Source organism: Brevibacillus laterosporus LMG 15441 (assembly GCF_000219535.2).
Classification (GTDB): domain Bacteria; phylum Bacillota; class Bacilli; order Brevibacillales; family Brevibacillaceae; genus Brevibacillus_B; species Brevibacillus_B halotolerans.
In genome coordinates this window covers 3,874,625-3,897,139 of the sequence record NZ_CP007806.1, presented here as the reverse complement: position 1 = coordinate 3,897,139, position 22,515 = coordinate 3,874,625, and the positions used below count along the sequence as shown (strand labels likewise).

Annotated in this window: 24 protein-coding genes; 13 read left to right on the top strand and 11 right to left on the bottom strand. The window is 39.8% G+C overall.

The window, feature by feature from the left end:
- Positions 1 to 45: 45 nt before the first annotated feature.
- From typA to BRLA_RS17090, 4 genes are all read left to right on the top strand, one after another.
- Positions 46 to 1,872, top strand: a complete 1,827-nt coding sequence (typA, locus tag BRLA_RS17105; protein ID WP_003336636.1) for a translational GTPase TypA — start codon at positions 46 to 48, stop codon at positions 1,870 to 1,872.
- A gap of 156 nt (positions 1,873 to 2,028) precedes the next feature.
- Positions 2,029 to 2,859 (top strand): deoxyribonuclease IV, encoded by an 831-nt coding sequence (locus BRLA_RS17100; protein ID WP_003336637.1) that lies wholly within the window; start codon positions 2,029 to 2,031, stop codon positions 2,857 to 2,859.
- A 21-nt stretch (positions 2,860 to 2,880) separates the two neighbouring features.
- The gene (locus BRLA_RS17095) at positions 2,881 to 3,219 is read left to right on the top strand and encodes a YlaH-like family protein (protein WP_003336638.1); all 339 of its coding nucleotides are present in this window, start codon (positions 2,881 to 2,883) and stop codon (positions 3,217 to 3,219) included.
- Positions 3,216 to 3,488 (top strand): hypothetical protein, encoded by a 273-nt coding sequence (locus BRLA_RS17090; RefSeq protein WP_003336639.1) that lies wholly within the window; start codon positions 3,216 to 3,218, stop codon positions 3,486 to 3,488. Before BRLA_RS17095 ends, BRLA_RS17090 begins: the two co-directional genes overlap by 4 nt.
- 132 nt (positions 3,489 to 3,620) lie before the next feature.
- Here BRLA_RS17090 and BRLA_RS24340 read toward each other — a convergent pair whose 3' ends face one another.
- A complete protein-coding gene (locus tag BRLA_RS24340) occupies positions 3,621 to 3,794 on the bottom strand; it encodes a hypothetical protein (protein ID WP_003336640.1) in 174 nt (57 codons plus the stop codon).
- A gap of 130 nt (positions 3,795 to 3,924) precedes the next feature.
- Between BRLA_RS24340 and BRLA_RS17080 the strand changes: the two genes are divergently transcribed.
- A complete protein-coding gene (locus BRLA_RS17080; protein WP_003336641.1) occupies positions 3,925 to 5,385 on the top strand; it encodes a hypothetical protein in 1,461 nt (486 codons plus the stop codon).
- 69 nt (positions 5,386 to 5,454) lie between these two features.
- Here the strand turns inward: BRLA_RS17080 and BRLA_RS17075 are convergent, their stop codons facing one another.
- Positions 5,455 to 5,793 carry a DUF5665 domain-containing protein gene (locus tag BRLA_RS17075; RefSeq protein WP_003336642.1) on the bottom strand — a complete coding sequence of 113 codons (339 nt, stop codon included), beginning with the start codon at positions 5,791 to 5,793 and terminating at the stop codon, positions 5,455 to 5,457.
- A gap of 118 nt (positions 5,794 to 5,911) precedes the next feature.
- Here BRLA_RS17075 and BRLA_RS17070 point away from each other — a divergent pair, with 118 nt between their 5' ends.
- Positions 5,912 to 6,376, top strand: a complete 465-nt coding sequence (locus BRLA_RS17070) for a pyridoxamine 5'-phosphate oxidase family protein (protein ID WP_003336643.1) — start codon at positions 5,912 to 5,914, stop codon at positions 6,374 to 6,376.
- Positions 6,377 to 6,590: 214 nt separating this feature from the next.
- Here the strand turns inward: BRLA_RS17070 and BRLA_RS17065 are convergent, their stop codons facing one another.
- The 4 genes from BRLA_RS17065 to BRLA_RS17050 all read right to left on the bottom strand — a co-directional run bounded on the left by BRLA_RS17065 (position 6,591) and on the right by BRLA_RS17050 (position 11,589).
- Positions 6,591 to 7,859 carry a helix-turn-helix domain-containing protein gene (locus BRLA_RS17065; RefSeq protein ID WP_003336644.1) on the bottom strand — a complete coding sequence of 423 codons (1,269 nt, stop codon included), beginning with the start codon at positions 7,857 to 7,859 and terminating at the stop codon, positions 6,591 to 6,593.
- 255 nt (positions 7,860 to 8,114) lie between these two features.
- Positions 8,115 to 9,371, bottom strand: coding sequence for a tetratricopeptide repeat protein (locus tag BRLA_RS17060; RefSeq protein ID WP_022584274.1), 1,257 nt, complete (start codon positions 9,369 to 9,371; stop codon positions 8,115 to 8,117).
- Positions 9,372 to 9,673: 302 nt separating this feature from the next.
- The gene (locus tag BRLA_RS17055) at positions 9,674 to 10,717 is read right to left on the bottom strand and encodes an aldo/keto reductase (RefSeq protein ID WP_003336646.1); all 1,044 of its coding nucleotides are present in this window, start codon (positions 10,715 to 10,717) and stop codon (positions 9,674 to 9,676) included.
- Between the two features lie 203 nt (positions 10,718 to 10,920).
- Positions 10,921 to 11,589 carry a YhcN/YlaJ family sporulation lipoprotein gene (locus BRLA_RS17050; protein WP_003336647.1) on the bottom strand — a complete coding sequence of 223 codons (669 nt, stop codon included), beginning with the start codon at positions 11,587 to 11,589 and terminating at the stop codon, positions 10,921 to 10,923.
- 266 nt (positions 11,590 to 11,855) lie between these two features.
- Between BRLA_RS17050 and BRLA_RS17045 the strand changes: the two genes are divergently transcribed.
- The 3 genes from BRLA_RS17045 to BRLA_RS17035 all read left to right on the top strand — a co-directional run bounded on the left by BRLA_RS17045 (position 11,856) and on the right by BRLA_RS17035 (position 14,754).
- Entirely contained in the window at positions 11,856 to 13,190 is a 1,335-nt protein-coding gene (locus BRLA_RS17045; RefSeq protein WP_003336649.1) for a PhoH family protein, read from the top strand.
- A 434-nt stretch (positions 13,191 to 13,624) separates the two neighbouring features.
- Entirely contained in the window at positions 13,625 to 14,062 is a 438-nt protein-coding gene (locus BRLA_RS17040; RefSeq protein WP_003336651.1) for a hypothetical protein, read from the top strand.
- Between the two features lie 116 nt (positions 14,063 to 14,178).
- Positions 14,179 to 14,754 (top strand): hypothetical protein, encoded by a 576-nt coding sequence (locus tag BRLA_RS17035; protein ID WP_003336653.1) that lies wholly within the window; start codon positions 14,179 to 14,181, stop codon positions 14,752 to 14,754.
- A gap of 73 nt (positions 14,755 to 14,827) precedes the next feature.
- Here BRLA_RS17035 and BRLA_RS17030 read toward each other — a convergent pair whose 3' ends face one another.
- Positions 14,828 to 15,331: a hypothetical protein gene (locus BRLA_RS17030; RefSeq protein ID WP_003336654.1), complete on the bottom strand. Its 504-nt coding sequence runs from the start codon at positions 15,329 to 15,331 to the stop codon at positions 14,828 to 14,830.
- Between the two features lie 94 nt (positions 15,332 to 15,425).
- On the opposite strand from BRLA_RS17030, the gene BRLA_RS17025 reads away from it, so the two are divergent.
- On the top strand, positions 15,426 to 16,061 hold the full coding sequence (locus BRLA_RS17025; protein WP_003336655.1) for an MBL fold metallo-hydrolase: 636 nt from the start codon (positions 15,426 to 15,428) through the stop codon (positions 16,059 to 16,061).
- Positions 16,062 to 16,145: 84 nt separating this feature from the next.
- On the opposite strand, the gene BRLA_RS17020 is transcribed toward BRLA_RS17025, so the two are convergent.
- The gene (locus BRLA_RS17020) at positions 16,146 to 17,123 is read right to left on the bottom strand and encodes a coiled-coil domain-containing protein (RefSeq protein WP_022584277.1); all 978 of its coding nucleotides are present in this window, start codon (positions 17,121 to 17,123) and stop codon (positions 16,146 to 16,148) included.
- A gap of 97 nt (positions 17,124 to 17,220) precedes the next feature.
- Positions 17,221 to 18,324, bottom strand: a complete 1,104-nt coding sequence (locus BRLA_RS17015) for a hypothetical protein (protein ID WP_003336658.1) — start codon at positions 18,322 to 18,324, stop codon at positions 17,221 to 17,223.
- Between the two features lie 126 nt (positions 18,325 to 18,450).
- Here BRLA_RS17015 and BRLA_RS17010 point away from each other — a divergent pair, with 126 nt between their 5' ends.
- Entirely contained in the window at positions 18,451 to 19,650 is a 1,200-nt protein-coding gene (locus BRLA_RS17010) for a class I SAM-dependent methyltransferase (protein WP_003336659.1), read from the top strand.
- 80 nt (positions 19,651 to 19,730) lie between these two features.
- On the opposite strand, the gene BRLA_RS17005 is transcribed toward BRLA_RS17010, so the two are convergent.
- Positions 19,731 to 20,003, bottom strand: coding sequence for a DUF2626 family protein (locus BRLA_RS17005; protein WP_022584280.1), 273 nt, complete (start codon positions 20,001 to 20,003; stop codon positions 19,731 to 19,733).
- Positions 20,004 to 20,097: 94 nt separating this feature from the next.
- Positions 20,098 to 20,805 carry a helix-turn-helix transcriptional regulator gene (locus BRLA_RS17000; protein WP_003336661.1) on the bottom strand — a complete coding sequence of 236 codons (708 nt, stop codon included), beginning with the start codon at positions 20,803 to 20,805 and terminating at the stop codon, positions 20,098 to 20,100.
- Positions 20,806 to 21,035: 230 nt separating this feature from the next.
- Here BRLA_RS17000 and BRLA_RS16995 point away from each other — a divergent pair, with 230 nt between their 5' ends.
- Entirely contained in the window at positions 21,036 to 21,416 is a 381-nt protein-coding gene (locus BRLA_RS16995; protein ID WP_003336663.1) for a Spx/MgsR family RNA polymerase-binding regulatory protein, read from the top strand.
- Positions 21,417 to 21,607: 191 nt separating this feature from the next.
- A complete protein-coding gene (locus BRLA_RS16990; RefSeq protein WP_003336665.1) occupies positions 21,608 to 22,480 on the top strand; it encodes an enoyl-CoA hydratase/isomerase family protein in 873 nt (290 codons plus the stop codon).
- Positions 22,481 to 22,515 lie beyond the last annotated feature (35 nt).

Sequence of the window (22,515 nt, the reverse complement as noted above, 5' to 3'; positions counted from 1 at the left end):
TATTACCTGTTATTATGGAGTGTATGCAAACACGAGGAGGAACTTATGAAACGCCTTGATATTCGTAATATCGCAATTATTGCCCACGTTGACCACGGGAAAACGACACTGGTTGACAAACTTCTAATTCAGTCCGGTACATTCCGTAGCAACCAACATGTGGCTGAACGTATGATGGATTCCAACGATCTAGAACGTGAACGTGGAATTACAATCCTAGCGAAAACCACATCTGTAAAATATATGGATTACACCATTAACATCCTGGACACGCCTGGTCACGCCGATTTCGGTGGAGAAGTAGAGCGTATCATGAGCATGGTAGATGGTGTTTTGTTGATTGTTGATGCTTTTGAAGGTTGCATGCCGCAAACTCGTTTCGTTTTACGTAAAGCATTAGAAGCAAATGTGACGCCGATCGTTGTTGTGAACAAGATCGACCGTGATAACGCTCGTCCACAAGAAGTAATCAATGAAGTCTATGATCTATTTATTGATCTAGATGCTACAGAAGAGCAATTGGACTTCCCAATCGTATATGCTTCTGGTATTAAAGGAATTGCTGGTAAAGAGCCAGATAGCTTATCAGAAGACTTAAAACCATTATTTGATACAATTATTGAAGGCATTCCAGCTCCTGAAGCAAATGAAGAGGAGCCGCTACAATTCCAAGTAACGATGCTTGATTATAACGACTTCCTAGGTCGTATTGGTATTGGTCGCGTTTATCGTGGCGTTATCAATCTAAATGACCAAGTATCCGTAGTAAAACGTGACGGCAGCATTAAGAAAATGCGTGTACAGAAGCTATTTGGTTTCCAAGGTCTGAACCGTGTGGAACAAAAAACAGCTCGTGCAGGTGATATTATTGCTGTTGCTGGTTTAGAGGATATTAACGTAGGGGAAACGGTTTGCAACGCTGATAAGCCAGATCCATTGCCATTATTGAAAATTGATGAGCCTACGCTGCAAATGACTTTCTTGGTTAACAACAGTCCATTTGCCGGTAAAGAAGGAAAGCACGTTACCTCTCGTAAACTACGCGATCGCTTAATGGCTGAGCTTGAAACAGATGTATCCTTGCGTGTTGAAGAATCTGATTCAGCAGATGCATTCATTGTTTCTGGACGCGGTGAGTTGCACTTGTCTATCTTGGTTGAAAACATGCGTCGTGAAGGCTACGAGCTAGGAGTTTCCAAACCAGAAGTAATCATCCGTGAAATTGATGGTGTGAAAATGGAACCAACTGAGCGCCTTATCATTGATGTGCCAGAAGAGCACACGGGTCCTGTAATGGAAACATTGGGAGCTCGTAAAGCTGAAATGGTGAACATGATTAACAATGGTTTTGGACAAGTTCGTTTGGAATTCCTAATTCCTTCTCGTGGATTGATCGGTTATCGTACCGAGTTCATGACCATTACACGTGGTTACGGTATCCTGAATCACTCCTTTGATAGCTATCGCCCGGTTGTACCTGGTATCGTAGGTGGCCGCCGTGCAGGTGTATTGATTTCAAATGATACGGGTACTGCAAGCACATATGGCTTAATGTCAGTAGAAGATCGTGGCGTCATGTTTATCCACCCAGGTACTGATGTATATGAGGGTATGATTGTTGGAGAACATAGCCGTGATAATGACTTGACTGTTAATGTCATCAAGGAAAAGCACGCTACCAACGTTCGTTCTGCTAACAAGGATGAAACAGTTAAAATGAAAACTCCGCGTATCTTATCGTTGGAAGAAGCACTTGAGTACTTAAACGATGACGAACTGTGTGAAGTAACACCTCAATCCGTTCGTCTACGTAAAAAATACTTGAATAAGTCAGATCGTGAACGTTATAACAAAACAAGACGCTTTGATTAAAAAATTCGTCTTGCTAGCGTACAAATAAATGAGGGAAATCAGCCGTTTTGGAAGCACTCCAAGGCGGCTTTTCTTTTGACTAGGCAAGCAAAGATTGCTACAGTAGACATGTTAGACATAAAGCTCATAGACAAGAAAACCACGAGGTGAAATAGATTGAAAATTGGATGTCATATTAGTGTAGCAAAAGGATTAGAAAAGGCTGCTATGCAAGCCGTTCATCTGGGAGCAGAATCCTTTCAGGTGTTCACGAAGAACCCACGGGGACTTAAACCTAAAAAAATTGACCACAAAGATGCAAACAAAGGCGTAGAAATTATGACCAAGCATGGCATTACGCTGGTGTGCCATACGCCTTATATTACCAATCTCTCAACACCGAAAGAGGATTTACAGGAAGTAACCATTCGCTCCATCGCTGAGGATTTGCACATTGCCGAAGCGTATGGTGCGGTTGGCGCTGTAGTTCATTGCGGTAAGCATGTGGGAGAAGGCGAGGAATACGGTACCAAGCGCATGGTTGAAACCCTTGATTTAATTCTTGAGCAATACAATGGCCCCGTGAAGCTTTTACTGGAAAATACGGCTGGACAAGGTACTGAGCTTGGTTTAACCATTCGGGCATTAGTTGCCATTCGCGAAGCAACTAAATATCCAGAGAAAATTGGATATTGCTTTGATACATGTCATGCTTTTGCTGCAGGACAATGGGATGAAGAATCCTTTGATAAATTATTGGAGGACATGGAGCAGACCGGGTATTTGGATCATCTAGTTTGCATCCATTTTAATGATAGTAAAGTTCCGTATGGTAGTCGAAAAGACAGACACGAAAAGATTGGGAAAGGTGAAATTGGTAGCGATGCATTAGCAAAATTCTTGCGCTCTGAAAAATTGCAGCATTTGCCTGTTGTTCTTGAAACACCAGTCGATGATGAACAGGAATACGCAGAGGAAATGGTTTACATTCGTGACCTAAAAGGATAAGAATAAAAGGAGAGGTAGAGAATGGAGTTATTAGAGCTAGCGTCCATTTATGACCCTGCAAATCCCGAGGTATTAACATGGTATGATCATTTTTTTATGTGGGCTGATTTACAACGTTATTGGATCATTTTTGTGTATTTATTACTTGTTTATTATCTGGGGTTTGCGGAAAGGATACGCATGCCTATACTAAAAACGGCTCTATTGATTATCCTACTCTTGCTCGGTTCTGTTATTTTTGCCATCCTAGATACACAACTACCGGTGCGTGGTGGATTATTTGTAGCTATTATTATTCTGACCATTGTCAAATTACGTACGAGTACCAAGCGTACTCGTGATACAGAGGCGAAATCATGAGACTAGCCGATGCTTTGTTTAACTGGCTGCAAATTCGAGTCGTCGTGGATTTTCGAAATAACGATCGTTCTGCAAGCGATACAGAGGCTTTTTTTCAGCAGATTTTGCGTGAGGATCATAAGGTAGATCAACTTCAGGTCCAAATGGAAGAAGCTAGATATCTTGTGACGTATACAATTGATAACGAGCTGCATGAAATGTCTTTTGATCGTGAAGCTGTAGACGCTTTGTTGACTGCAATTGAGAATGAACCTACATATGCAGAGTAAGGGAAGTCATTCCTTGCAAGTCTTTTAAAAAATGCAAAACGATCATGGTAAAGGAATAAGGTTAAAAGCTCTGCCAGCTTAACAGCGGCAGAGCTTTTGTTTGTTGAATGCCTCTCGTCTTGAGTAATACAATCAATCGCGTAATGCATTAATCGTACCTAATACGATATGGGCTAGTCCAAAACCTGCTACACCCCAGGCATAAGGGTTCGTATAACCATTATCGTTATATTTTGTTTTTACGAAGCTAAGTCCAGCAGCAGTTACAATTGTACCAAGCAGGATTGGAACGATTCCCTTTGGCATCGAAATCACCTCCGAGCTTAGTATGACACACTAATTATTCTCCACTCCTGTAAGTTTTGGCTTACTTTGCGCAACCTTTTCTGACCAAGAACCGTCTAGGGAACAGATCATTTGCAAAGGGGCAGGTTTCATGAATAAAAAAGTAATGACTTTATCGGTAGGAGTTGTGTCCGCTGGCGTACTTTTTGCTGTCGTTCCGATGATGGCTAACGCTGACAACGAAATGAAGTTATCTAACACAGCTACCTCAGCTACAAAAACAACGGCTTCCACAGATAAAGAGACGCCTTTATTATCCAGCCATGCAAAAAATATGACGCCAGCAGGCCAAGTAAGGGAAAATTATTTATATAACATAGAGAATCTAGAAAAGGAAAATAAGCTGTTTTTGCAGATGCTCCTACAAGATTATAAGGATCGTCTATATGTTGTCGTAAAAGACCCAAATATGAACTTTGAGAAAAAGCTCAAGGATGTTATTGAAGAGTATGGAGATGAGTGGCAAAGTATTTTCAAAGAAGATTTTGACCATATTTATCTGTCTGTACGGGCGTTAGAGAAAGGGTTTGATTCCTACTCGGAAGAAACAACAAACGGTATAACGACAGTCGCTGGCAAGGTGGAATCAGGTATAACGAGGGTGGTTATCACTTCTGAAAAAGGAAATAAAGTAGAAGTGCTTCAATTCTCTTCAAAGCAGACGTTTCGTGTAAGCATGCCGCAAGCATCTGCAGGGGAATTGCTAACACTACAGGCTTATCAGCAGAATAAATTAGTAGAAAGTGCTAAATTACGAATTAAAGAAGCACCTGTACGTACCGAAAATGCATTGATTTATTCTCTGGCAAAATATAATTCACAAAAGAACGAGATCTCCTTCCAAGGGAAAGTAAAGAGCTCCGCTGATCAAGTCAAAATTACGTATAACGGAATAACTAAAGAAATCCCGATCAAACAATTCTGGAGCTATGTAGGTTCCTTCTCATGGCAATTGCCAGTAACAGGTGATACAATCCCATCTTCTGCTAGTGTGGAGGTCTTTTCTAAGGGGAGGCTCATTGATCGTCAAACCATTCAGGTCATAAATATCTGGAAGGGTGTTGATGGAGTCTGGGATATGTTTAAACAATGGCAGGGGGATGCCTTTTTCGATAAAAAAGATAAGATGCTTCGTTTAAAGGGGAAATGGGATGAGCTAAGGGAAAAATTAGAGAAATTACCGAAACAGGCCTTAGATTCAATGAAAGTAGTAGTAACCTTCCCGGATGGCAAGAAGCATGAACAAAAAATAGAAGCTATCATTGAACAGGGGAATCGTGATGAGTATGTGTTAAAATTCCCGTTCAAGGGTTCTAATCATCAGATTACAGCAGTTCATGTTGCTTTTTATCATGGGGATAACTTGTTGTATGAGCAAGACGTAGAGGTTAAAAACTATGCGAAGGTAAAGTCAACTGATACCCCTCAATATGATAAAGAACAGCAAAAAGAACAAAAAAAGCAAGAGAAAGAGCAAAAAAAGAAAGAAAAGGAGCAGGAAAAACGAAAGGGCTTGAAAGAAAAGTGGGAAAGTCATTGGCGAGACAAATAAAGTAGAGCAAAATGGATAGAAAAAGTCAGGACACGGCTATGTCCTGGCTTTTTGACGTAGTTGAAACCTTTATGGACGATAAGATTGTACATACGCAATAATTTCCCTTATGAAATCTCCAATAATAGGAATGGACAAAAACTTTGATAAAAGAGAACCTAAAAACGCTAGAACAATGGCCGTACCAATGGTTAGTCCTAATCCTCTAGCTAAGCCTGCGACAAAATTCGTCCAGATTAAACGTCGCGGGGTCGTATAATTAATAATGATATCAATCAATCGAATTTCTTCCAAAAACAGACCTACTTTGTGCAGAGTAACATTCAATTGGCGAACCTGTTGCAATTCCTCTATTGCCTTTTCTAATTCTTGCACGAGACGATCGGGGGAAGCGGGTGGAGTGCTCATAAATCTCTCCTCCTTATGTTTGTGATAAGAATGGTATCTTTTTAATATGTCATCATTGCTAGAGCACGTAAGCCCATGTACAATAAACAATATGTAATGAAAAGAGGAGGATGATGATATGGCAGAAACAGTAGCACAATCATTATCTGAAGAATTGTTTGAATATCTACAACATGAACGTTATGTAACAGTAGGAAGCATTGATTACGAGACAAAGGCCCCAGTTTTAAGTGCGATATCTTGGGTAGTGGCATTAGATAATCATACGATTCGAATTGCTCTGGATAGTCGTTCTCGGATTCTTACAAATGTAAGTCAGGACCCAAAAGTAGTACTTAATTTAATTGGCTGTGGTTCTACTTATGCGATTAATGGAATCGCTAAGATTATAGCAGACAAAATGGAAGGCGTTCCGCTTAAATTAGGCATGCTAGAAGTCAAAATTGAAAGCGTACGAGATATTATGTTTTATGGTTCTCGTATCAGTGTAGAGCCACAATATGAAAAGACCTATGATCAAAATGCAGCGGCCAAGCTAGATCAACAGGTAATGACAGCTCTTCGAACATTAGCTATTACTTAGCATAAGCGAAAAGATTCGGGCTCATGCAAGCTTTTAAAAAAACAATAATAATTGTTTACAAAAAAGAAAGATGGCTATCCCATCTTTCTTTTTGTTTTATATACATAAAAAATATCACGTAGGCAATAAAAAAGGCTAACTAGTCATATAAGCTGGATAGTTATCCCTCTGTCCATTACTTCATACGCAGAAAAAAGACTTTTATCAGGAAACATTAAGCTTCTGCTGTAAAAGTAATAGAACGCTCATACATTTTAGCTGCTTGCTCAAAGCGCTGATTCTTTAAATGGATGTGACCCAATAATTGGTAGGTTTTAATTAAAAACGCTTGCATATTCTTGATTGTAAAATAACCTCTTGCATTTTCTAGATGGACGAGAGCTTCATCATCTTCTCCCTGCATCAACATTACTTCAGCTAAGATAAATTGTGCTTCAGCCAGCATTTTTTCATTATCAGAAGAAATCACGGATTGACAAAGGGCTTTTGCTTCGTCTAAACATTTTTGTAAACGATATACATCAGCTAGAGCGATACGTGTAAAATTCAGAAGCTCGTCTTCAAGTTGATTCGATAAGAATTTCTGAGCTTGTTTCAGACAGGTTTCTGCTTTATCGTACACCATTGTTTCTTTGTACATAAGCCCTAGGTTCAATTGTACTTCCGCTAAACGAACCGGATTGTTGGCGATTTCAAAAATAGATAGGGCTTGTCTATAGAAGGATTCTGCTTCTTGATATTGTTGAATTTGATGATAACAATTTCCTAGCGATAAATAAAGATCGCCGCTCTTATATAAGATCCCATAATTTTTGTTTAATTCCTTTGCTTGCTGTAAGTGCTCAATTGCTGAATAAAATTCACCTAGTTTACTATGCATACTTCCTACATGCAACAAAACAGAAATACGCAATAGACCACTAATTTCATATCGATTTAATAATTGAAGAGCTTCGTTCAACAGATGAACGGCTTTTTCCGGTTGATCGTGCTCACAATAGAAGTGACCGAGGGAGTCTAGAGCGCGAATCAGGACAGTAGGGTTATCTGAGTCTTGGGTGAGAACAATACTATTGCTATAGTGATCTTCTGCTTGTTCCAAGCGACCGTCCACTTCAGCTATCTTTCCTTTTGCCCAGAGATACACACCCTCTTCAGATTGTGGAATAACAGCACCTTGAAGCTTTAACAACCACTTACGGGCAATTTCCCACTCCTGTTCATCAATACGATTAATAATGTGGCGTAAGGAATTTTGAATTTCGACAAGCGTGAAAGAAGGGTTTTCGGTTTCAGTCCATAGTTCTTTAATTTCGGTATGTAGTCGTTTTGCCAATTGTTCCAAAATTTCAGGCGAAGGAATAACCTGACCTTTTTCGATTTGACTGACATAGCTGCGATTACAAATGCCTTCTGCCAAATCTCCTTGTGTCATCTTTAGCCTTTTGCGGAATTCGCGCAGTCTTTTTCCTACTTGCGTCATATAGCAAACACCCTTGTTATTAATTTTGATTGTTTCGTGAATATTATCATTATACAACTTATTATACAAAATGTAACAATTAAATTTAGGTTGTGAAAGAAAAAGACAGTATCAAAATTAAAGTTTTAGTCTAAGTAAGCAGTCTTTTTTTATTAGCAAATATAAACAAACACGAAAAAGAGGCGATATAAAGCCTCTTTTTCGTGTTTGTTAAAAGTATATTGATATAATAAATTCATTATAGTGCTCATCCGTTTAATTGTGCAGCAAAGATAAACGAGCAATTTTTTCGGGTTGTTGGGAATGTGTACTAATTCTAAGAAGCACCTCATAGGAACGTACCACATACTGAGTAGATCGTTCAGCCGTAAAATATTGCATAGCTTGTTCTAAATGATAGAGTGCTTGCTCATAATGCTCACAATCGGTCAAAATATTAGCATAATTCAGGTTGATCTCTGCTAATAAATGTGAGTTATTGCAATTGTGAATGATGCTTTCGCAGAGCCCTTTTGCGCGTTGGTAGTAACCCATATCCCGATATAGATGAGCTAGCTCGTTTGTAGCGTTGTTAAACCAATGCTTTTGGTCTAATTTTTGTAAAATATCAATAGCTTTTAACAAGTACTCTTCGGATTTTTCATAGCATTTCGTTACCCGATACAAGATGCCTAAGTTATTGTAGGTATTAGCAATTAACTTTTCATCTGGTATGAGCTTTAGTACATCCAGGGCGAGAAGGTTATATTTTTCAGCCTGCTCATGCTGGTGTAGATGCAGATGACAAATAGCTAAGCCCATGTAAATAGAGGTACTCTTGTACATGGTTCCATACGCATCATTCAATTGGACTGCTTGGTTTAGTAGCTCGATGGCTGAATAGTACTCTTCTAAACTTCCATGCATTTTAGCAGACGTATATAGAAGGGAAATGCGTAATAAACCACCAATCTCAAAACGATTCACCAATTGTAATGCTTCGCTTAAGAATGGTATCGCTTTTTTCGCCTGACGAGTCATTCCATAGTAATCTCCTAGGGATTGAAGACTACGCACTAAGGAAACAGGATCATCTACGTCGCGAGCAAGAGAGATGCTTTCGAGCAATAGCTCCTCTACTTCCTCAAACCGCTGATCATGTAAGGCTAATTCTGCTTTGGCCCATAAATAAATGCATTGATCCTCCGTTCGTAGCTGCTGACCTTTTAATTTAAAGATCCACTTGCGCGAAATCTCAATATCATTTGCTTCTAAGCGGTTCACAACATGCCGCAATGCATTTTGAATTTCTACCTCAGAAAATCCAATAGGCGATTCCGATTCAGTCCACAGTTCTTTTAAATCGGTTTGTAAACGCTTAGCCAATTGATCAAGAATTTCAGGTGATGGTATAACATTTCCCTTTTCGATTTGACTAACATAACTACGGTTGCAAATACCAACAGACAATTCTTCTTGAGTCATACGTAGGTTTTTACGGAAGTAACGTAAACGCTTACCAACATGTGTCACAAATATATCCACCTTTTCCCGTTTTTATTTTTTATTATACATAGAAATTACTAAATTGACATATTTTTCTTACTATTATAAGATATATTTGTAAGCAAAATTGCAAAAGGTCAATGGGGGTGCATTTTTATGAAGAAGCTCGGATCCGACGCTTGGGGCTAATTGCTTATTTTTTATTGTTAATTTTACCGCCATTTTATTGATCCTCTCGATCTAATAAAAAGTTCCTCACTACTAGTGAGGAACTTTTTTTCAGTCTGTGTAAAGCATACGGTTTTCAAGTCAATTACCCAAGGAGCCAATTATGCTTCATGCAAAATAGGTGTTGGTTTCGTTTGAGTATTAGACATATGCTGTTTCAGACGTTCGTTGTACCCATTTATCCAGAGTGCATCAATCATTTCAAATTGTTCTTTTGTAAGTGGCGCTACTTCAGAAGCTAGTGCAAATTCTTTCAACGTTGCATCGCTAGTAATGTTAGGAAGAACGCTTACTACACTTGGTCTAAATAAAGAGAACTGGATTGCTAATTGCCCAATGGTTCTATCTTTGCCATCAAATAGGCCTTTTTGTTTCATTTCCTGTACAACCTCAACACCAGCTTGCATCCAAGCTGTAGGGCGATGACTACGATGATCGCTCTTATCAAAGTGTTTATCAGGGTCATAGCTACCATCCAATAAACCGGAAGCGTGAGGTACGCGAACGATCAGCGCACGCTTTTCTTGTTCAGCAATTGGGAATAGATTGCGTGCAGGGTCTTGCTCTACAATGTTGTTGATAATTTGAATGGCAGCATAGCCTGGACGCTTCAAGGCAGCGATGGATTCATCCTCCCAACCGATATCAGGGCCCATTGCTGCTCCGTAATGGCGGATTTTTCCTTCTTCTTTCAAACGCTCCAATGTTTCATGAATCTCGTCACTTAGTACGGATTCCATACGTGGATTGTGTAGTTGATAGAAGTCGATATAATCAGTACCTAGTCGTTTTAAGCTTTGCTCACAAGCATAGCGAATATTTTCTTTAGACCAGTTTTGCGGCAATTCAGAATGCCCTTTTCGTTCACCAGGAATATTATAAATGTCATAGCCAAATTTCGTAGCAATGACAACCTTGTCGCGAATATCACCAAGTGCATCTTTTAGGATGGTTTCTCCTAAACCATTTCCATATACGTCGCCTGTATCAAAAAAAGTTACCCCATATTCATCATAAGAAGAGCGAAGCAAGCGTTTTCCCATTTCTACATCAGAAACGCCCCACCATTTAGTTGCTACAGACCATACGCCGAAACCTACTTCAGAGACAGAAAGATCTGTGCCGGGAAGAGTTCTGTATTTCATAGATAATCTCTCCTTCTTAATAATAAGAATAATAATCAACTATGCCTTATCTTACCATGATTGTTTTACGCTTTGAAAGTTCTTATATACTTACATGTGACTGAATGGTGTCAAGTACTGTCAATCTGACAAAAAGCAGGAAGCAACAAAACAACCTATCCAAAGCCAGTGTTCTAGGGCAGGGATAGGTTGTAGGGTATGCTTTATTGATTCATATAGGGCTGGCCTGGCTTTTGCTTAGTTTCTTTTCCAGGTCGCTTCATATTATTAGCTCCGGGCTTCAGTGATCTGGTACCTGGCTGTTGTCCATTTTGATATGGTTCTTTCTTCCTTTTAACATTACTTGGGAATTGAGGAATAATACGTCCCGTGATATCTGCCATTTCTTCGAGAATGCCTGCTACAGGTCGGCCACTCTTCATATCAGCTTGTACTTCTACTAACCGTTGACGCAAATCCGCATCAGCAGTTACTAAGGCAGTAGCACCCTGCGGATCTTCCTTGAGGGCCTCGGCTACAGAATATTTAATAACCCCTACTTCGGGCCGATCTAGCTTTTCGTCTACATCGATAGCTACAATGGCATATTTACCTAATACAACGGCTGTAGAATTTTTAACGTTTTTTACTCTGTTTGCCAGTTTAACCAAGCGATCGGCTGTAGCTTGCGGAGATTGATCATAGTGAGGGGTAGGCTGTGTTTGTTCTACCCGCTGTGTTTTTGGTTTAGCTGGATGACTGCCTTGCTGGGAACCTGCTGCATTTTGAACGCCTTTAGGGGTTCCTGCTCCTTGTGTCTGCGGTTTTTGATTATGGGTTTGGCAAGCTGTAAGTACTAAGCAACAAGCTAGGGTATAGATAAGTCGTCTCATGTTTTGTCCAATCCTTTCCACGGGAACTTACTTTCGAGTAGGTATGCCACTAGTGTTTGCTCCCTATTGCTTTTTATACGAACGGACAAGGAGTTCGTCTATCTTTTATTCTTGCTACATAGATATGGACTATCAGATAACTTTTACAGCTCTTCCTGTAGGTCAGGTTACCCTAAAAAAAGCGAAGAAAGAAAGGAAATCCAGCAAACAAGATGACAAATTGTGCATAAAATATGGAAGATGGGTAAGGGGAGGCGAATCATGATTTGAAAAAAATCTATGTAATTGATACCAACGTACTCCTGCAAGATCCAATGGCGATCTACTCCTTTCACAACAACGATATCGTCATTCCGGCAGTCGTATTAGAAGAGGTGGATTCAAAAAAACGGTATATGGATGAAATTGGTCGCAACTCTCGGCATGTATCCCGGCTCTTAGACCGATTGCGACTCAGTGGTCATTTGCATCAGGGGATACAATTGGATACGGGGGCTACTCTACGGGTGGAATTAAATCATTCTACGATGGGAAACATGCAGAAACAATTCCATGAGATGACGAATGACAATCGCATCCTAGCAGTTGCACTTAATCTACAAGAGGAAGAACGGACCACTGGCCAAGGACGTCCTGTCATTTTGGTTAGCAAGGATGCTTTAATGAGAGTTAAAGCAGATGCATTAGGGTTAACCGCGGAGGACTTTTTATCGGATCGAGTGGTTCGGGAGTATTCAAGCATTTATCTTGGCTATCTAAACCGAACGGTCCCCTCAGATGTAATTAAGTTGTTTTACAACACGCGCCGTCTTAGTCTGGAGACAGTCTTCCCTTATGAAGACTTCTATCCCCATCAATTCCTGATTTTAAAGGACGAATGTAATCCATCTATTTCTGCTATTGGTAAAATTGATGGAGAAGCGAGATATTATGAGCCTCTTGTCTCCAATGATGATTCCATTTGGGGTGTGAAGGCCCGTAATGCTCAACAAAAAATGGCTATTGAATTATTATTGCGAGATGATGTTCCTTTAGTAACCATGACAGGGAAAGCGGGAACGGGCAAAACCCTGATTGCACTTGCCGCGGGTTTGTTGCAAATTGAGGATTTACAAAAGTATAAAAAATTGCTGATTGCAAGACCGATTGTGCCGATGGGAAAAGATATTGGGTACCTTCCCGGTGAAAAAGAAGAGAAGCTTCGTCCTTGGATGCAGCCAATCTACGATAATCTGGAGTATCTATTTAACACAAAGAAATCTGGTGACCTAGAAAAAATTTTAGATGGGATGGGAAGCATTCAGGTGGAGGCTCTGACTTATATCAGGGGGAGGTCTATTCCGGGGCAATATATTATTATTGATGAAGCGCAGAATTTGACAAAGCATGAGGTCAAAACCATCTTAACCCGAGTAGGAGAGGGCTCTAAAATTATCTTAATGGGCGATCCAGAGCAAATTGACCACCCTTATTTGGATGAAAGTAATAACGGGCTTACCTATGTGGTTGAAATGTTTAAGGATCAAAAGCTAGCGGGTCATATTAAGCTAGAAAAAGGGGAGCGCAGCGTGTTAGCTCAATTAGCTGCTGATATTCTCTAAGGTGTATTGTCAATGTAAAAGAATGTATAAGATCAGGGTGTCTTAGGTAAAATATATTTGTTGAGGTTGTTGGTAACGAATGTGTGGGATCACTCCAGAGAAATCAGGCGACATTTCATTAGCCTTTGCTAGTGAAGTGCCTATTTTAATTAGGAGGCGAAGGGTCGTACGCAAAAATCGTTATTACCCCAAATGAAATGGCTGATCATTTTTCTTTAGTAATCGCTTTCTTAAAAGGTGGATGAACGAAAGAAGAGTGACGATTGCCTAAGCATGTAAAAACAACCCGACCAAAGGCCGTCTCTTTAAAGAGGCGGCTTTTGTAATTCCTGTTAGGTTATGTAATAGCGGGAAAAATGGGCTAATATAACAAAATATTGTGGACATGCCCATCTTTCTTTGCACATACATATGTATCAAGGAGGGACTTTACCATGGTGACATTAGATTCAACCATTTCCTTTTTGATCTATATAACGGCCGTTTCCAGTGCTGCCGCTGGGGTAACAGAGATAGCCAAAAGCGCTATTCCTTTTCTTACGTATGATTATGTACCAGAAAATGATAGCTGTGAGGCACATTGTAAGGCTTGTAAAAAACAACAGCTAAAAAAGCTATTTAATCTCGTATTCTCTGTTGTAGCGGCAGGCTGTATCTTTGCTGAATTAGGTTTAGATCCCGCACAAATCCTTATGGGAGCAGATACAGCCTATGTAGCTGATGCTTGGGGAGCCCGTATTTGGACATGGGGAATTGTGGCTGTGTTTGGTTCGCCATTCTTTCATGCCATCTTAAAAATCCTGCAAGGATACCAGCAGACTGTTAGCAACCATTTACCTCCTAAGCCAAAGCAGAAAATTAGTGGGAAGTAACGAAATCAAATTATGTAAAAACTTGCGAACTTGATTCGCCCTAGGGTAAGATATCGATATTGCTTTGATTATACGTAACAACATACGATGAATGCCAAGGTAGGGGAACATAAAAGATGAGAAATTGGAAAATGATTGTGGGAAGTGCTGTACTTGCATCTGTTGTAGCGTTGACAGGCTGTCAGCCTACGGGGACCACATCTTTAGCTCCTACAGAAAACACAACCCTCGCTCCTGCATTCGATCCCGAAAATGCCAAGGAGTTTGGGATTCGCGGAGCACATGTTGGAGAAGGAATTAAAGAAGTCATGGATGCCTTGAAGCCGGAAAAATATGAATTTATGGATATGATTAGCCGAGAATCGCTAACGGTTGAACAGTTAGCAAAAGGTGAAGGAAATATTACTACGGGCATTTTATTTGCAGATCAGGCCCAGATATTGGTAACAGTCCAAAAAGGAGTAGTAACCAGTATCATGGTCGGTGGCATACCACAGGAGCAAAGTGATAAATTTAAAACCAACAGAGGATTGTCAATGTATGACAGTATAGACAAGGTTAAGCAGAGCTATGGAGAAGTAGCTGGGGACAAGGAGCTTACGTATAAAGGGAGTAAATATCAGGTGACATTTAGTCTAAATAACGGTAAGGTCATTGGCTATCGCTTCGATATGATGGCTCAGAATAGCTGATTTTACCCAAAAGAAGCATCTCCTATTGGCGGAGATGCTTTTTATTTTTCTTTTGTGTCTGGTTCATTCGAATTTATGCAGAAGGAATGCCTGGATGCCAATCCAGTATAACCTTATAACGGCTAGCTAGTTGATCTAGTAGCTCCTTGTGATTAGTGTCAACAATATAGATGGTTTGATCCTTCGCGGTAAAGGAAACCAGAATATACTGCTCCATTTGTTCATATGCTTCCTGATGATCAAGAGTAAGAGGATTGTCTGAAAACCGAAAAAAGCTCACGAGATTAGCATAGACATATTGACGGTCATGTAAACTGATAAAACCATAATCGCTCAGCCTCGGGCATGTCACACCCTCTGGAAGCAACCACATGGAGAAACATTCGGTTTCCGCCTGATATTTGGCAGCGATCTGCAATAATTGCTGCTGGTCGTCTTCGGTGGACACGATCATTAATTTTTTATCCCGATCGATTACTTTTACCTGTTCGCCAATCTTATGTACGAATTGTGCATAAAATCCAGGGAGCTTTCCTTTGGGCATTTCTATTTCCACAACATATACAAGAGGTACCATTGTTTTGCCTCCTATCTCTCTGATACTATAATACTGTAGCAATTATTGCCATTGTATGTAAAGACAACGGCTAAGGCAAGGGAAGGAGTTTTTTATGAACATAGAAGTGCGTTCTGTTGAATTGGGACCGTTTGAGACAAATGCTTATATGATTAAAAATGTGGAGACTGGGGAGACGATTGTGGTTGACCCAGGTATGAATCCTGGACCCTTATTGCAAGCAATGAAGTCGGAGAAGGTAGTGGCTATTCTACTAACTCATGCTCATTTAGATCATATTGGTGGACTGACAGAGCTTCGAGAGCAAACGAAAGCGCCTGTCTACATTCATTCAATCGAGCAGAGCTGGCTGACTGATCCTGAATTAAATGGTTCACAACGCTTTGGATTTACACCAATTATCTGTGAACCTGCTGAATACATGGTAGAAGAAGGGCAAGAGCTTCAACTAGCAGGTCTGTCAATTCAAGTGTTACACACACCTGGACATTCTCCGGGAAGTGCCACTTATGTAATCGGTCAGCATTGTTTTAGTGGAGATGTTTTATTTGCTAACTCAATCGGACGCTCCGATTTAAGAGGTGGAGATTACAATACATTGATTCGAAGCATCCAAGATAAGCTCTTTGAATTGCCTGACGAGACAATTGTCTATCCGGGGCATGGGCCACTGACTACAATTGATCGGGAAAAAACATTTAATCCGTATGTTTCTGGTTCGCTTGGATAAACTGTTCTATTTCAAAAAGCAAAAAGCTAGCAAGGATATTGGTTCCTGTGCTAGCTTTTTTACTTGTATGAAAATTGAATTCTTCTACAAGATATTGAATTTCACTTTAATTTGAAGCTTGTGTTCATCCAAAGTGGCTTCTTGAACGTGAATGTTTGGGTTGATTAACGCAGGATAAAAGCTGAGGTTGTATTCCTTTGCCATTTCCTCTGCTGTGCTATCTGGAAGCTCATAACCATCAAACATTAGTTTGTTAATATGAAACCTTAATTCTGTGGGCGAGACCACTTCGTAAGAACCTATAATTTTCAAATTCACCTGATTGTAGTTACCTACTACTTCCAGCTGGTTATGGTCAAACGAAAAGTACGCATGCTGGAAGATCGGATCTTTTGAAAGCAAGAACTTATTAAATTCCTCTTCTGTAATCGTTAGCTTGTGAGTGAACAAGCCTTCGGACTGAATATGATCCGGAGTAATCAATTGAGGAAGATCCTGCATCACTCTAGCCAGAACGCCAAAAAAGTCTTGGAACACAGGTAAACCGCGCGAACGCCAATCCTTAATTAGATTTTCCATTAATGCTTCTACAGAAGAGGAATCAGGCAATTTTTGCAGATTCTCTTCCTTCAACAGTTTAATGGCAATCATATCAGCGAGACGTTTTTCGTACATCTGCCGTAATTCTCTAATCTTTTTTAGTTGACTTTGCTTTTGTAAAGACAAGTCATTGGCGCGAGCTAGCTCTAGTTGAAAACTCTCCAGTTTTTTCATGTCACTGGTAAAAATGATTTCCAAAAGCCGTGCGCTTGTCAGCACCTGATTAAAATCGTCTGCACTAAACAGCAGGGTTAACAAATCATTCCGTTTCCCCATGTAATAGGCTCTAGCCACTTTTCCAGCATGTTTGCGTTTGGATGAGATCGTAAGTTCTTGCTTCTTTGCTTCTAGTTCAAGCTCTGCCAAATCCCGATTGAGTTTGCTCTCATCCAGCTTTAAAAGCTGAAGATTACGTTCTAACTCCAGTTGGGTTAGATGCTGCTGCAAAATCGTTTTCTCCAAAGGGAGGGCTTCCTCCGCTGTAGCTAAAGACGGAGGAAGAGCCAATAAGAAACAAAGGAAAAATAGGATTCTTTTAGACATAGGCTTTTGTCAATAATTAAAAGGAGCCTTGTTGTAATTGAGATAGTGTAATAACTTCATCAGACTTAGGAAGTGTAAGTTCCCATTTAGGAGCTACATTGTAGTTAGAAGTCTTTTGTTCAAAGCTAAGCGAAATACCAATTGTGCCAGATTCAGGTTTTTCTTTATCAGAAACCTTTACATCCCAATCTACTAATTGATATGGAATATTATTGTCTTTATCAACTACTACATAAGTATTTGCTTTTTGGATGTTAAAGTTTGATTTGATCAAATCTTTGTTTTTGTCGATTTCGGCAGAAACTTCTTTCAAGCCTTTTTTCATTTCCTCAAGTTGAGTGGAATCTTGTGCTAAGATATCTTTATAAGCAGGTGTTTCAGACATCACTTTAACCACTTCAGGAATCACATTATCTACTGTTGTTTTTAAGAAAGGAATCAAATTATCATTAGTCAATTTCATGTTGATAATACGATCAGCTTTTACATCAGCAGGTAGATTCGCAATTTCTTCTTTTTTAGCCTCTACAAAATAATCAGGACCATAGTGTTTAAACATAGAATCAACGATTTTAACAGTTGCTTCTTTTTGTTTTTTCATTGCTTCAGGTGAGAAATCAGGTACGCTTGCTGGTTGGCCTTGAGCTTCAGCCATTTGTTTCATTTCTTTATAATCAAGTTCAATGTATTTGCCTTCTAATTTTTCCATACCAGGAATAAATCCAAGAGCAGGAACCTTAATCCACATTTTATCTTGATTCATAATCATTGGTACTGAGAAAGTGGTGTTAACACCTTGCATATTTACTTTTGCATCAAGGATAAGTTCTGTTTGGAAAGGCTCTACAGATTGGTTTCCACGATAGGAAAGCTCAGAATTTTTTAATACATCTAGAACCATTTTCGCCTGTGGATCTTTTTGTAGCTGCTCTTCTGTTGCATCTACTTTGAATTTCAAGGAGCCACTAAAGCTGTAAGAGTTCAAAGAAAGTTGTTTCTTGTAAGCTTCTTGTGCTACATCTTTTCCAGACTGCTGTTTAGCCCCACAGCCAGCGAGAAGAAGGGCAAACATAGCAAAGATGGCAAGGAAGATTGGTAGCTTGGACTTAAACGTTTTCATGATAAACCTCCTAAATTTTTGCATAATACCTATACCATTATAGACGTTCTTTCTTCATTTGTATGTAAAAAAAAACGTTGTCATATTTTTAACAAATTTATTTGTCGTTGAAGGAGATGTAAAAGCATGACATCAGAACTAAGAAGATATCTATGCAAAGAAATGAAAAATCAGAAGAATAAAATGATTCGATTTGTTGAATTCATGGCTATTTGTTTATATCATCAAGATTTTGGCTATTACATGAAACAGGGAAATAAGGTGGGGAAAAAAGGGGACTTTTATACTAGTTCTCAAGTGAGTAACATTTTTGGCGAGACATTATCTGATTCTATTCTCCTGTTTTTTAAGGATAATGAAATGATGAACCCTGTGTTAATGGAAGTAGGGGGAGGAACAGGAGGCCTGATGGAACAGATTTTGACCAGAATCAGAGAGGTAGATGCCAAATTATATGCGAGACTACGAGTAATTATGGTGGAAATAAGTCCGTATCATGCTGACTTACAAAAAGAAAGGTTACAGGATTTTTCACTTCCAAAAATCTGGTACAAAACAGTAGAGGAAGCGGCCAGAAACGAGCGATTTCAGGGTGTCATTTTCTCTAACGAATATTTTGATGCCTTTCCTGTCCACTTATTGGAAAGGGTATGTGGGAAATGGCGTGAGATCGGCATTGGCTTCGATCAAAAACGGGAAACAATCACCCAGCAAGCTAGCTTTTCCACAGCATCAGAAAGGAAGCAACTAGCAGATTCAGATGAAGCTCAAGCTGTTATTTTTCATGAAGGATATATGTCTGAAATATCTCCGGAAATAACGGCTATCATCAATAAGCTTCCAACAGGATTACCAGATGGGATGCGCATAGAGGTACAGGCAGGAGTAAAAGAGGTGATGATCGCCTTGAGTAGCATGCTAGAACGCGGACGAGTAATCAGTATTGACTATGGGGATTTAACAGAGGATTTGTATCATCCTAGTCGAAAAAATGGAACTCTTGCTTGCTATTATCAGCATCAGATGAATGAAGATTATTTAGAGCGGCTAGGAGAACAGGATATAACCGCACATGTTAATTTTAGCAGATTAATCGAGTGTGGGGCTGAGGTAGGGCTTTTGACTAAATCGTTTACACGCCAAGATCAGTTTTTACTTGCAAATGGTATTTTAGACAAGGCTCAGGCACATCAGGACACTGATCCGTTTACCAGTGTAGCAATGAAGCGTAATCGAGCCATCCAGCAGTTGATTTTACCCAGTGGATTGGGTGGATTATTCCGAGTGCTGGTACAAGAGAAGCTGATGGATGGAGAAAGAGAATAAATGCAGGTAAGACTGGAAACAAACAAAAGAGCGAATACCTAAATGGAGTTCGCTCTTTGTCGTGTTTACCATAACTACTTTTACATTAATAAGTGCAGGAATGAATGTTCTCCTCCTGCTGTTGCTGGTGGCATTCCGTAGAACGTGTAATACGTAAAGCCTACAAATGAAACAAACATAAAACAGAAGAAAAGATTCAAATAGGTTCTTTCTGTGAGACGCATATAACCAAGGGCCAGGAAAATGGCAGTCAATCCGAAGAACAACAATGACATTGGGAATAAATTAGCCCAGAAGGCCATAATAGCAATCATTAGTGTCCAGAAGCTAAGTACGCGAAACATACGATCCATATGTATCCCTCCTTTGGCAGAACTTTTTGAAAAGATTGTCGTTTTCATTATATAGGACATGTCAAGCAGTGTAAACGGTTTAGGTTTGACAGAATTATGTCAGGTGCTCTTGTAGATTAGCGATGACATAATTGCATGACTCGCATCCGCCAATCATTGATGTTTCAGGTATTAGCTCAATATTGCCAAAGTAAGCTTGGAAAATACCCTCTAGCATAGCGTGATGCATTTTGCAGATGTTTGCCGGATGTTTTTTTGCAATTTCTGAAAAGGTACAGTTGAATACGCGGAAACGTACTTGATGATCATCAGTTACCTCAAACTGAGGACGCAAACCCTGTGCCAAAGCAATTCGGTAAATACAATCCAATTTGTCTTCTAGCGTACGTGAAGGAGTCAGTTTGTTTTTGTCCTGCGCGCGTTTAGCCGCTTCTAGACCCAAGCGTTTTCCCATCGTAACTAAAGCTTCCTGTCCTGCTACTCCCAAGGAAAGGAGCGATTCAATAGCAATGTCTGCCAAAAGCTGATAGTCTCTTGGAGGAAATTGCAGGCTAACAACCTCATCTGAAATAGAGTAAAGTCGACTAGGTCTCCCGCCCTTTCCGCTTTTGTCCAGTTGAGATTGGAGTAATTGAACGTCTTCCAATTTAGTCAAATGCAGACGGGCTACGTTAGGGTGAATGGAAAACTGTTCCGCCACTTCATGAACTGTTACAGGTTTGCTTGCATCGGTTACATATTGATAGATAGAAAAACGTGTGGGGTCTGCGAGGGCGCTGGTTAATTTTTGCGCCTTTTCCATTAAAAATCCCCCCTTTCAAAAACATTCGTCTTATAGTGTAGCCCATTTCTAGTGAATTGTTAAGCTTCTGTTATATATCTTTGATTTGTAAATAATTTTTATTAAGATTTTATATTAAATACTATTGACATAGTGTTTAATGAAGGACTAGAATCTACTATAGAAAGTAAAGTGACTTTATCAATACATGTAGATTACCATTAGACCTTTATTATATGGAGGAATGCAATATGGCAACAGCTATGAAAGATGCAAATCTCGGTACGTTGACTTTTTTTACATATCCGAGCTGCACATCCTGTCGTAAAGCGAAAGCGTGGTTGGCTGAAAACGGAGTGAATTACGAAGAACGTCACCTGTTCAAAAACCCACCAAGCGTGCGCGAGCTTTTGGAAATAGCTAAGATGACGTCAAGCGGTCTGGATGAATTGTTATCAACTCGCAGTCAGAAATTCAAAGATTTAGACATGGATATTAACGATATGACCGTATCTGAACTATTAGAAATGTTGAGTGAAGATCCTGCCTTATTGAAGCGTCCTATTTTAACAGATGGTGAACATCTAATTGTTGGCTACAATCAATCAGCTATGAAAGAATTTTTTCTATAAAAGGAATTGAGTAACGAATTGGATTTACCGCTATTTTATCATTTATCAAAAGAATGTCCACATTGTAACAGGCCTTGAACTGCTTTCCAGCACATTTGCAAGCAAGCCTTTACGAGTGGACATTTTTTTGTTGTATATGAAAATAAATTGCTTAGACGTTGCTTCTTATCCTTGCTAGCGGGTAACAACATATGAATTTGTTAAAAAAATCATTGATTCTACCTAAATATGAAGGGGAAACGGGTTTTCGCAACAAGCTTGTCCATACTACAATGGAAGCAGTTGCGAAGGGAGTGTTTGTCATGTACCAAAACATCTTAGTACATAAACAGAATGGTATCGCTGAGATTATCTGCAATCGCCCACATGTACGTAATGCTTTAAGCCTAGAGATGATGGAGGAATTGCAGGATGCTCTTACGAGTTGTGAAACAGATGATTCTATAAAAGTGATTCTGTTTACTGGAGAAGGCAGTGCATTTGTATCTGGCGGTGATTTACGTCAGTTTGGAGCTGTTAAGGGAGAAGATTCCCTGCCTTTATTACAGAAAGCGGAACAATTATTGACCAGAATAGATTTATTTCGAAAGCCAACCATTGCGATGGTAAATGGTCCAGCTATCGGTGGCGGAGCTGAATTTGCCTGCGCTTGCCATTTTCGTTTCATGAGTGAGCTGGCTGTTTTTCGCTTTGTGCAAATTACGATGCATATTTCTACGGGCTTTGGGGGTGGTAGTCGTCTTTTTGCGAAAATGCCAGAATCTATTGCGTTGCGTTTGCTGCTAACAGGAGAGAAGCTGGGGCCTGAGGAAGCTTTGCAAATAGGATTAGTGGAAGGCGTATATCAGGCGGACGAACTAAGAGAGAAGACATTGGAATTCGCCGCGGCGATTGCTAAGCAGCCCTTGAAGAGTATTTCAGCTTATATGAACATGCTAACTTGGAAGAAGAAAGGCGCGTCATTACAAGAATCGATTCAAATGGAGCTTGAACAATGTGCGACGTTATGGGGCAACGAAAAACATCTTCAGTATATAAGTTCATTCTTTCGTAAAGGCGAATAGCTAGGTTAAGTAGATTTACTCCCGTTTAAAGAACG

What these genes read in the sequence shown, in the direction of transcription:
- typA (WP_003336636.1), top strand. Translation starts at nt 46, where the DNA reads ATGAAACGCCTTGATATTCGTAATATCGCAATTATTGCCCACGTTGAC.
- BRLA_RS17095 (WP_003336638.1), top strand. Translation starts at nt 2,881, where the DNA reads ATGGAGTTATTAGAGCTAGCGTCCATTTATGACCCTGCAAATCCCGAG.
- BRLA_RS17090 (WP_003336639.1), top strand. Translation starts at nt 3,216, where the DNA reads ATGAGACTAGCCGATGCTTTGTTTAACTGGCTGCAAATTCGAGTCGTC.
- BRLA_RS24340 (WP_003336640.1), bottom strand. Translation starts at nt 3,794, where the DNA reads ATGCCAAAGGGAATCGTTCCAATCCTGCTTGGTACAATTGTAACTGCT.
- BRLA_RS17080 (WP_003336641.1), top strand. Translation starts at nt 3,925, where the DNA reads ATGAATAAAAAAGTAATGACTTTATCGGTAGGAGTTGTGTCCGCTGGC.
- BRLA_RS17075 (WP_003336642.1), bottom strand. Translation starts at nt 5,793, where the DNA reads ATGAGCACTCCACCCGCTTCCCCCGATCGTCTCGTGCAAGAATTAGAA.
- BRLA_RS17070 (WP_003336643.1), top strand. Translation starts at nt 5,912, where the DNA reads ATGGCAGAAACAGTAGCACAATCATTATCTGAAGAATTGTTTGAATAT.
- BRLA_RS17065 (WP_003336644.1), bottom strand. Translation starts at nt 7,859, where the DNA reads ATGACGCAAGTAGGAAAAAGACTGCGCGAATTCCGCAAAAGGCTAAAG.
- BRLA_RS17055 (WP_003336646.1), bottom strand. Translation starts at nt 10,717, where the DNA reads ATGAAATACAGAACTCTTCCCGGCACAGATCTTTCTGTCTCTGAAGTA.
- BRLA_RS17050 (WP_003336647.1), bottom strand. Translation starts at nt 11,589, where the DNA reads ATGAGACGACTTATCTATACCCTAGCTTGTTGCTTAGTACTTACAGCT.
- BRLA_RS17040 (WP_003336651.1), top strand. Translation starts at nt 13,625, where the DNA reads ATGGTGACATTAGATTCAACCATTTCCTTTTTGATCTATATAACGGCC.
- BRLA_RS17035 (WP_003336653.1), top strand. Translation starts at nt 14,179, where the DNA reads ATGAGAAATTGGAAAATGATTGTGGGAAGTGCTGTACTTGCATCTGTT.
- BRLA_RS17030 (WP_003336654.1), bottom strand. Translation starts at nt 15,331, where the DNA reads ATGGTACCTCTTGTATATGTTGTGGAAATAGAAATGCCCAAAGGAAAG.
- BRLA_RS17025 (WP_003336655.1), top strand. Translation starts at nt 15,426, where the DNA reads ATGAACATAGAAGTGCGTTCTGTTGAATTGGGACCGTTTGAGACAAAT.
- BRLA_RS17015 (WP_003336658.1), bottom strand. Translation starts at nt 18,324, where the DNA reads ATGAAAACGTTTAAGTCCAAGCTACCAATCTTCCTTGCCATCTTTGCT.
- BRLA_RS17010 (WP_003336659.1), top strand. Translation starts at nt 18,451, where the DNA reads ATGACATCAGAACTAAGAAGATATCTATGCAAAGAAATGAAAAATCAG.
- BRLA_RS17005 (WP_022584280.1), bottom strand. Translation starts at nt 20,003, where the DNA reads ATGGATCGTATGTTTCGCGTACTTAGCTTCTGGACACTAATGATTGCT.
- BRLA_RS17000 (WP_003336661.1), bottom strand. Translation starts at nt 20,805, where the DNA reads ATGGAAAAGGCGCAAAAATTAACCAGCGCCCTCGCAGACCCCACACGT.
- BRLA_RS16995 (WP_003336663.1), top strand. Translation starts at nt 21,036, where the DNA reads ATGGCAACAGCTATGAAAGATGCAAATCTCGGTACGTTGACTTTTTTT.
- BRLA_RS16990 (WP_003336665.1), top strand. Translation starts at nt 21,608, where the DNA reads ATGAATTTGTTAAAAAAATCATTGATTCTACCTAAATATGAAGGGGAA.